This is a genomic window from Paraburkholderia sp. SIMBA_053 (genome assembly GCF_046534895.1).
Lineage (GTDB): Bacteria > Pseudomonadota > Gammaproteobacteria > Burkholderiales > Burkholderiaceae > Paraburkholderia > Paraburkholderia caledonica.
Genome location: NZ_JAWRXU010000105.1, coordinates 1 through 462 on the forward strand (window position 1 = coordinate 1; position 462 = coordinate 462).

Below are 462 nucleotides of genomic sequence, written 5' to 3' on the forward strand. Positions count from 1 at the left end.
GATCTTGTGGATATAGATAATCGCGTCTTCGTCAAACGTGCCGAGGTGCACGGCCTCACGCGTCGCGCCCGCAATGCGCCGCATCTCGATATCAGCCTCGCGCACGAGATCAACGCTTTCCAGCGCCTTCGCACCGAGTTCGAACAGCCGGATGGTGAGGTGATAGCGCTCGGTCTCGACCTCTTGCGTCACATACCCAAGCGCCTTCAGCGTTTGCAGCACGCGATGCACAGTCGTCTTCGATAGCGAAAGCCGTTGCGATAGCTCGCTGATGCCAATCTGCCCGCTGTCGCCAATCGCGCCGAGGATCGCGAACACGCGCGCGATCGACGACAGCGATTCGCCCTTATCGGCGGCGTCCACGTCGGACGTGAGCGGGGCGGCGGCGCGCTTGCGGGGCGCGGTGGCCGTGGTCTTGAGTTTGTCGATGGCTGCCATAGTGTCTGCGCAGCGGTTGCCCGC

1 protein-coding gene is annotated in these 462 nt (G+C 63.2%); it reads right to left on the bottom strand.

Annotated elements, in window-relative coordinates; all coding sequences use genetic code 11:
* Positions 1–438: helix-turn-helix domain-containing protein (locus SB753_RS34770; RefSeq protein WP_410804573.1), on the bottom strand; the 438-nt coding region annotated here is incomplete at its 3' end.
* Positions 439–462: the final 24 nt, after the last annotated feature.